Origin of the sequence: Streptococcus sp. 2154 (assembly GCF_013277255.1) — a bacterium.
Taxonomy (GTDB): Bacteria; Bacillota; Bacilli; order Lactobacillales; family Streptococcaceae; genus Streptococcus; species Streptococcus pseudopneumoniae.
In genome coordinates this window covers 1-6,887 of the sequence record NZ_VMMK01000006.1, presented here as the reverse complement: position 1 = coordinate 6,887, position 6,887 = coordinate 1, and the positions used below count along the sequence as shown (strand labels likewise).

Here is a 6,887-nt window from a genome sequence, read left to right as displayed (position 1 = left end):
GAGGTTGTAGATAAGACTGATGAAGTCAGTAACTATATCTACGGCAAGGAGACGTTGACGTGGTTTGAAGAGATTTTCGAAGAGTATTATATAGTAGATTGAATATAGACCAGAACATTGCGGTTGCTAAAACATTTTTAGAAATTCATTTGTCTTTCCTAATCGACTTGGTTACATCTTATTTCAATCTATTATAGTCTTGGGGAATTTCTTCAAACCACATCAGCTTGGTCAGTTCTACCTGCGACCTCAAAACTTGTGCTTTGGTCAAGCTGGGTTTAGTTTCCTAGTTTGCTGATGGATTTCCATTGACTATAAGCATCCAACCCTCTTTTCGTCTTCTAAAGAATTCTTAAATTATCAGTCTATTGCAACTTTTCTCATGTGGGTTATTTTGCTTGCTATTGGTTTTCCTTAGTAGTATACTAAGGTAGTAATCATTAAGAAGTGGTTACATAAAAATAATGAATGAGGTAAAATAAAATGGTAGAATTGAAAAAAGAAGCAGCAAAAGATGTCGCAACATTAACAAAAGCAGCGCCAGTAGCATTGGCAAAAACAAAGGAAGTTTTGAATCAAGCTGTTGCTGATTTGTACGTAGCCCACGTTGCTTTGCATCAAGTGCACTGGTACATGCGTGGACGCGGTTTTATGGTATGGCATCCAAAAATGGATGAGTACATGGATGCTCTTGATGGTCATTTAGATGAAATCAGTGAACGATTGATTACACTCGGTGGTAAACCATACTCTACTTTGACAGAGTTCCTTCAAAACAGTGAAATCGAAGAAGAAGCTGGTGAATACCGCAATGTTGAAGAAAGTTTGGAACGTGTCCTTGTTATCTACCGTTACTTGTCAGAACTTTTCCAAAAAGGTTTGGATGTTACTGATGAAGAAGGTGATGATGTGACAAATGGTATCTTCTCAGACGCTAAAAATGAAACGGATAAAACAATCTGGATGCTTGCCGCAGAACTTGGACAAGCACCTGGTTTGTAAGAAACAAGGCAACATAGATAAATCTGTAGGAAATTTCTTACAGATTTTTTCTATTTTGTAAGCTATTCCAAACCAGTCTTTTTTTGAGTTTTTTGATAAAATAGTACTATCAGTAAAAAGGATGGAAGCATGACTAAGAAAATCGTAGCTATTTGGGCCCAGGATGAAGAGGGTGTGATTGGTAAGGATAATCGTCTGCCTTGGCATTTGCCAGCAGAACTGCAACATTTCAAGGAAACAACTCTGAATCATGCTATCTTGATGGGGCGGGTAACCTTTGATGGGATGGGACGTCGCTTGCTTCCACAACGGGAGACCTTGATTTTGACACGTAACACGGAAGAAAAGATAGATGGGGTTGCTACTTTTCAGGACGTCCAGTCTGTTCTCGACTGGTATCAGGCTCAAGAAAAGAATCTCTACATTATCGGTGGGAAGCAGATTTTTCAGGCTTTTGAACCCTACTTAGATGAAGTAATTGTCACTCACATTCATGCTCGGGTGGAGGGAGATACCTATTTTCCTGAGGAGTTTGACTTATCTCTTTTTGAGACAGTTTCAAGCAAATTCTACGCCAAAGATGAGAAGAATCCTTATGATTTTACCATCCAATATCACAAGAGAAAGGAAGTCTAATGGAACGGAGTTTATTTGGTTTATTCACGGCTTTTCTGTGTTTCATCTGCCTTCTGGCAGGAGCACAGGCTTTTCGTAAAAAGCGTTACGGGCTTTCTATCCTCCTTTGGTTAAATGCCTTTACCAATCTGGTCAATAGTATTCATGCTTTTTACATGACCTTATTTTAGATAGAATGACAGTATAGAATGGAAGGAAATCATGTCTACAAATAGAAAAAATGATATGATGGTTTATTGCTCATTTTGTGGCAAAAACCAAGAAGAAGTACAAAAAATAATTGCTGGGAACAATGCTTTTATTTGTAATGAATGCGTGGAGTTGGCTCAGGAAATCATTCGAGAAGAATTGGTTGAGGAAGTCTTGGCAGACTTGTCTGAGGTGCCAAAACCAATCGAACTCCTCCATATCTTGAACCACTATGTAATCGGTCAAGATCGTGCCAAGCGTGCCTTGGCAGTGGCGGTTTATAACCACTACAAACGTATCAACTTCCACGATACGCGTGAGGAGTCAGAAGATGTGGATTTGCAGAAGTCAAACATTTTGATGATTGGCCCAACTGGTTCAGGGAAAACTTTCCTTGCCCAGACCTTGGCTAAGAGCTTGAATGTGCCTTTTGCGATTGCGGATGCGACAGCTCTTACTGAGGCTGGTTATGTGGGTGAGGACGTGGAAAATATTCTCCTTAAACTCTTGCAGGCTGCTGACTTTAATATCGAGCGTGCAGAGCGTGGGATTATCTACGTGGATGAAATTGACAAGATTGCCAAGAAGAGCGAGAACGTATCGATCACACGGGATGTTTCTGGTGAAGGGGTGCAACAAGCCCTTCTCAAGATTATCGAGGGAACTGTTGCTAGCGTGCCGCCTCAAGGTGGACGCAAACATCCGCAACAAGAAATGATTCAAGTGGATACTAAAAATATCCTCTTCATCGTGGGTGGTGCCTTTGATGGTATTGAAGAAATTGTCAAACAACGTCTGGGTGAAAAGGTTATCGGCTTTGGTCAAAATAATAAAGCAATTGATGAAAACAGCTCTTACATGCAAGAAATCATCGCAGAAGATATTCAAAAATTCGGTATTATTCCAGAGTTGATTGGACGCTTGCCTGTCTTTGCAGCCCTTGAGCAATTAACGATTGATGACTTGGTTCGTATCTTGAAAGAGCCAAGAAATGCCTTGGTCAAACAATATCAAACCTTGTTATCTTATGATGATGTCGAGTTGGAATTTGACGACGAAGCTCTTCAAGAGATTGCCAATAAGGCCATCGAACGGAAGACAGGGGCGCGTGGTCTTCGCTCCATCATCGAAGAAACCATGCTAGATGTCATGTTTGAAGTACCGAGTCAGGAAAATGTGAAATTGGTTCGCATCACAAAAGAAGCTGTCGATGGAACGGATAAACCAATCTTGGAAACAGCCTAGAGGTGACTATGGAAATCAATACACATAATGCTGAAATCTTGCTCAGTGCAGCCAACAAGTCTCATTATCCGCAGGATGAACTGCCAGAGATTGCCCTAGCAGGGCGTTCAAATGTTGGTAAGTCTAGTTTTATCAATACCATGCTGAACCGTAAGAATCTGGCTCGTACGTCAGGGAAACCTGGGAAAACTCAGTTGCTCAACTTCTTTAACATTGACGACAAGATGCGCTTTGTGGATGTGCCTGGCTATGGCTATGCCCGCGTTTCCAAAAAGGAACGTGAAAAGTGGGGGCGCATGATTGAGGAGTACCTAACGACTCGAGAAAATCTTCGTGCAGTGGTCAGTTTGGTGGATCTCCGTCATGACCCGTCAGCAGATGATGTGCAGATGTACGAATTTCTCAAGTATTACGAGATTCCGGTTATCATCGTTGCGACCAAGGCGGACAAGATTCCTCGTGGTAAATGGAACAAGCACGAATCAGCAATCAAAAAGAAATTAAATTTTGACCCAAGTGATGACTTCATCCTCTTTTCATCTGTCAGCAAGGCAGGGATGGACCAAGCTTGGGATGCAATCTTAGAAAAATTATGAGGTAAAGAAAATGGCAAAAACAATTCATACAGATAAAGCTCCAAAGGCTATTGGCCCCTATGTTCAAGGAAAAATCGTTGGCAACCTTTTGTTTGCTAGTGGTCAAGTTCCTCTCTCTCCTGAAACTGGAGAAATCGTTGGAGAAACGATTCAAGAACAGACAGAACAAGTCTTGAAAAACATCGGTGCTATTTTGGCAGAAGCAGGAACTGACTTTGACCATGTTGTCAAAACAACTTGCTTTTTGAGCGATATGAACGACTTTGTTCCTTTTAACGAGGTTTACCAAACGGCCTTTAAAGAGGAATTCCCAGCTCGTTCAGCAGTAGAGGTAGCTCGTCTTCCTCGTGATGTAAAAGTCGAAATCGAAGTCATCGCAGAGATTGGATAAGCTAGTTGAAGTTTGGTGTTGCCAAACTTCTTTTGATATAAGGAGAAAAAGATGACAAAGAAACAACTTCACTTGGTGATTGTGACAGGAATGAGTGGTGCAGGCAAAACTGTAGCCATTCAGTCCTTTGAGGATTTGGGTTATTTTACTATTGATAATATGCCGCCAGCTCTCTTGCCTAAGTTTTTGCAGTTGGTGGAAACAAAGGAAGACGATCCTAAGTTGGCCTTGGTAGTGGATATGCGTAGCCGTTCTTTCTTCTCGGAGATTCAAACTGTTTTGGATGAGTTGGAAAACAAGGAAGAACTGGACTTTAAAATTCTCTTTTTGGATGCAGCTGATAAGGAATTGGTCGCGCGTTACAAGGAAACCAGACGGAGTCACCCACTAGCTGCAGATGGTCGGATTTTGGATGGAATCAAGCTGGAACGTGAGCTCTTGGCGCCTTTGAAAAATATGAGCCAAAATGTGGTGGATACGACTGAACTCACTCCACGTGAGCTGCGCAAAACCCTTGCAGAGCAGTTTTCAGATCAAGAGCAAGCCCAGTCTTTCCGTATCGAAGTCATGTCTTTCGGCTTTAAATATGGAATCCCGATTGATGCAGATTTGGTCTTTGATGTCCGATTCTTGCCCAATCCCTACTACCTACCAGAACTGAGAAACCAAACGGGTGTAGATGAACCAGTGTATGACTATGTCATGAATCATCCTGAGTCCGAAGACTTTTATCAACATTTGTTGGCCTTGATTGAACCGATTTTGCCAAGTTACCAAAAGGAAGGGAAGTCTGTTTTGACTATTGCTATGGGATGTACGGGTGGGCAACACCGTAGTGTGGCCTTTGCTAAACGCTTGGCGCAGGACTTATCCAAGAATTGGCCTGTTAATGAAGGGCATCGCGACAAAGACCGGAGAAAGGAAACGGTAAACCGTTCATGAGAAAACCAAAGATAACGGTGATTGGTGGAGGTACTGGGATCCCCGTCATTCTTAAAAGTCTGCGTGAAAAAGATGTGGAAATCGCTGCTATCGTAACGGTGGCGGATGATGGTGGTTCATCAGGTGAACTCCGAAAAAATATGCAGCAATTGACACCGCCAGGTGATCTTCGTAATGTCCTTGTGGCCATGTCGGATATGCCTAAGTTTTATGAGAAAGTCTTTCAGTATCGCTTTTCCGAGGATGCCGGAGCCTTTGCTGGCCATCCATTGGGCAATCTCATTATTGCAGGTCTGTCAGAAATGCAGGGTTCGACCTATAATGCCATGCAGTTATTGAGCAAGTTTTTCCATACAACTGGGAAGATTTATCCTTCCAGCGACCATCCTTTGACCTTGCATGCAGTCTTTCAAGATGGGACAGAAGTGGCTGGAGAGAGTCATATCGCAGACCATCCAGGCATGATTGACCATGTCTATGTAACCAATACCTTCAACGATGATACACCTCTGGCCAGCCGTCGAGTAGTCCAGACCATTCTTGAAAGTGACATGATTGTCCTCGGACCTGGTTCTCTCTTTACCTCTATTTTGCCCAATATCGTGATTAAGGAAATCGGGCAGGCGCTTTTGGAAACCAAGGCAGAAATCGCCTATGTCTGCAATATTATGACCCAACGTGGGGAGACAGAACACTTTACAGATAGTGATCACGTGGAAGTCTTGCATCGTCACCTTAGCCGACCTTTTATCGATACGGTCTTGGTGAATATCGAAAAAGTGCCTCAAGAATACATGAATTCCAATCGCTTTGATGAATACTTGGTCCAGGTGGAACATGATTTTGCTGGTCTTTGTAAGCAAGTTCCGCGCGTGATTTCATCCAACTTCCTTCGTCTGGAAAATGGCGGTGCCTTCCACGATGGAGATTTGATTGTGGATGAGTTGATGCGGATTATACAGGTGAGAAAATGAGTTTCACAGTAGCAGTAAAAGAAGAAATCCTAGGTCAACACCATCTGAGCCGGTATGAATTATCTGCCATTATCAAAATGTCTGGTAGCATCGGTCTCTCGACTTCGGGCTTGACTTTGTCAGTTGTGACAGAAAATGCCAAACTGGCCCGTCACCTCTATGAGTCCTTTCTCCATTTCTATGAAATCAAATCGGAAATTCGTCACCACCAACGGAGCAATCTTCGCAAGAATCGGGTCTATACCGTTTTTACAGATGAAAAGGTGCAGGATTTGTTAAGTGATTTGCACTTGGCAGACTCTTTCTTTGACCTGGAAACAGGTATTGATGAGGCGATTTTATCGGATGAGGAAGCAGGTCGTGCTTATCTTTGTGGTGCTTTCTTGGCAAATGGAAGTATTCGTGACCCTGAATCAGGTAAGTACCAGTTGGAAATCAGTTCTGTTTATCTGGACCACGCGCAAGGAATTGCCTCCCTTCTCCAACAGTTTTTACTGGATGCCAAGGTGCTTGAGCGCAAGAAGGGGGCTGTGACCTATCTCCAGCGAGCAGAAGACATTATGGACTTCTTGATAGTAATCGGAGCCATGCAGGCACGGGATGATTTTGAGCGGGTTAAGATTTTGCGAGAAACCCGTAACGACCTCAATCGGGCTAATAATGCCGAGACAGCTAATATCGCTCGGACAGTTTCTGCCAGCATGAAGACCATTAACAATATCAGTAAAATAAAAGATATTATGGGCTTAGAAAATCTGCCAGTGGATTTGCAGGAAGTAGCGCAGTTGCGGATTCAGCACCCAGACTACTCTATCCAGCAGTTAGCAGATAGCCTCAGCAATCCCCTTACAAAAAGTGGTGTCAATCACAGACTCAGAAAAATCAATAAGATAGCCGATGAATTATAACGAT

General features: G+C 42.7%; 9 protein-coding genes. All 9 read left to right on the top strand.

Annotated features, from left to right (window positions below):
* Positions 1 to 483 precede the first annotated feature (483 nt).
* The 9 genes from HT693_RS00175 (at position 484) to whiA (ending at position 6,883) form a co-directional block, all read left to right on the top strand.
* Complete coding sequence (locus HT693_RS00175; protein ID WP_023937471.1) at positions 484 to 1,002, top strand: Dps family protein; 519 nt, start codon at positions 484 to 486, stop codon at positions 1,000 to 1,002.
* A 129-nt stretch (positions 1,003 to 1,131) separates the two neighbouring features.
* On the top strand, positions 1,132 to 1,638 hold the full coding sequence (locus HT693_RS00170) for a dihydrofolate reductase (RefSeq protein ID WP_000162465.1): 507 nt from the start codon (positions 1,132 to 1,134) through the stop codon (positions 1,636 to 1,638).
* On the top strand, positions 1,638 to 1,808 hold the full coding sequence (locus HT693_RS00165; RefSeq protein ID WP_000442276.1) for a hypothetical protein: 171 nt from the start codon (positions 1,638 to 1,640) through the stop codon (positions 1,806 to 1,808). Before HT693_RS00170 ends, HT693_RS00165 begins: the two co-directional genes overlap by 1 nt.
* Before the next feature lie 31 nt (positions 1,809 to 1,839).
* Positions 1,840 to 3,072 carry an ATP-dependent Clp protease ATP-binding subunit ClpX gene (clpX, locus tag HT693_RS00160; RefSeq protein ID WP_000106340.1) on the top strand — a complete coding sequence of 411 codons (1,233 nt, stop codon included), beginning with the start codon at positions 1,840 to 1,842 and terminating at the stop codon, positions 3,070 to 3,072.
* A gap of 8 nt (positions 3,073 to 3,080) precedes the next feature.
* Complete coding sequence (gene yihA / locus HT693_RS00155) at positions 3,081 to 3,668, top strand: ribosome biogenesis GTP-binding protein YihA/YsxC (RefSeq protein ID WP_000405203.1); 588 nt, start codon at positions 3,081 to 3,083, stop codon at positions 3,666 to 3,668.
* A 10-nt stretch (positions 3,669 to 3,678) separates the two neighbouring features.
* On the top strand, positions 3,679 to 4,059 hold the full coding sequence (locus HT693_RS00150) for a RidA family protein (protein ID WP_001140420.1): 381 nt from the start codon (positions 3,679 to 3,681) through the stop codon (positions 4,057 to 4,059).
* 51 nt (positions 4,060 to 4,110) lie between these two features.
* Positions 4,111 to 5,001 (top strand): RNase adapter RapZ, encoded by an 891-nt coding sequence (gene rapZ, locus HT693_RS00145; RefSeq protein ID WP_050389761.1) that lies wholly within the window; start codon positions 4,111 to 4,113, stop codon positions 4,999 to 5,001.
* Complete coding sequence (locus HT693_RS00140; RefSeq protein ID WP_001231073.1) at positions 4,998 to 5,975, top strand: YvcK family protein; 978 nt, start codon at positions 4,998 to 5,000, stop codon at positions 5,973 to 5,975. The genes rapZ and HT693_RS00140 overlap by 4 nt, the downstream gene beginning before the upstream one ends.
* On the top strand, positions 5,972 to 6,883 hold the full coding sequence (gene whiA / locus HT693_RS00135) for a DNA-binding protein WhiA (protein ID WP_000011298.1): 912 nt from the start codon (positions 5,972 to 5,974) through the stop codon (positions 6,881 to 6,883). Before HT693_RS00140 ends, whiA begins: the two co-directional genes overlap by 4 nt.
* Positions 6,884 to 6,887 lie beyond the last annotated feature (4 nt).